Source organism: Stenotrophomonas sp. STEN063, assembly GCF_056854515.1.
This window is the reverse complement of record NZ_JBXFWF010000132.1, coordinates 1-1,250: the sequence shown is the minus strand read 5'-3', so window position 1 is coordinate 1,250 and position 1,250 is coordinate 1. Positions and strand designations below refer to the sequence as shown.

The 1,250-nt window shown below is 56.8% G+C and carries 2 protein-coding genes; both read left to right on the top strand.

Annotation, left to right across the window (positions count from 1 at the left end; genetic code table 11):
• Positions 1 to 54: 54 nt before the first annotated feature.
• Positions 55 to 411, top strand: coding sequence for a transposase (locus AC1VWL_RS19295; protein WP_482987754.1), 357 nt, complete (start codon positions 55 to 57; stop codon positions 409 to 411).
• Positions 381 to 1,217 carry an IS3 family transposase gene (locus AC1VWL_RS19290; RefSeq protein ID WP_482987755.1) on the top strand — a complete coding sequence of 279 codons (837 nt, stop codon included), beginning with the start codon at positions 381 to 383 and terminating at the stop codon, positions 1,215 to 1,217. Before AC1VWL_RS19295 ends, AC1VWL_RS19290 begins: the two co-directional genes overlap by 31 nt.
• The last annotated feature ends 33 nt before the right edge of the window (positions 1,218 to 1,250 follow it).

The following is a 1,250-nucleotide window of genomic DNA, read 5'->3' as shown; positions in this document are numbered from 1 at the left end:
CGGTAGCTCCTTCGCTTTAGTGGACACCCTGACCTAACGATCAGGAGTATCCCAATGCCCCGCCCTGGCCCCAGAAGCACCTACCGCTATACCGATCATTTCAAGGCTACCGCCGTACGCTTGAGCGAGCTCCCGGGCGTTTCGGTGGCCGATGTTGCCGAATCGCTTTACATCCACCCTTTCATGTTGTCTCGTTGGCGCAAGCTTGCCCGCGAAGGACATATCGTGACCAAGGGTATCGAGTTGGACCAAGCCATCAGTGCAGAGCTCAAGGAGCTGCGCGAAGTGAAGCGCAGGTATGAACGCCTGCAGCTTGAACATGACATTTTAAAAAAAGCCATCGCGTTCACTTCCAAACAAAAAGCGATGTCTTCGCCTTCATCGCCCATCATCAAGAAGCCTGCCCGGTGAGAGCAATGTGCCAGCTGTTCAGCGTTAGTGCGGCCGGCTTCTATGCTTGGCTACGTCGGCCGCCAAGCATGCGCGCGATCAAGGATGAAGCCCTTATCAAGCGCATCTACGGCGTCCATGTGGCAAGCCGATACACCTACGGCAGCCCACGTGTGCACGCCGCGCTGAAACGAACCGGCGAAACAGTCGGGCGTCGTCGTGTTGAGCGATTGATGCGCCTGGAAGGCATATCCGGGCGTTCGGCCAGCTTGTACAAGCATCGGCCGGGACTCAAGCGATTCCTTGCAAGCATAGGAAGTCACGCCCATCTGGTGGACAACACAAAGCCAGGCCAAGTTTGGGTTGGAGATGTCACCTATCTGAAGGTCGCTGGCCAATGGCGCTACCTGGCCACAGTGATGGACCGCTGCTCCAGGCGCTTGCTCGGCTGGTCGCTTGGAAAGGACCGAACTCTGGCACTGACCAAGCGCGCATTGGCTTCCGCCCTGCGCACCCGCAGACCCATCCCGGGAGCTATCTTCCACAGCGACCGCGGCATCGAGTTCCTGGGTAGTGAATTCAGGCAACAGCTGCAGCAAGCCGGACTTCAGCAATCAGCCAATCGCCCTCGTCGTATGACCGACAACGCACATATGGAATCATGGAATAAATCGATGAAGTCCGATTTCTACCACCAACGCACATTTGAAACCGACGGATCCCTACTGGCGGCTATCCGCAGCTACGTAGCTTTTTACAACAACCAGCGCCTACACTCGGCACTGGGTTATCGAACACCAGCAGAATTCGAGCGCACCTGCCCTTGACCAACAGGTGTCCACTTTTTCGAAGGAAGTCCC

Excerpts from the sequence above, each read along its gene's own strand:
- AC1VWL_RS19295 (WP_482987754.1), top strand. The coding sequence starts at position 55 with ATGCCCCGCCCTGGCCCCAGAAGCACCTACCGCTATACCGATCATTTC.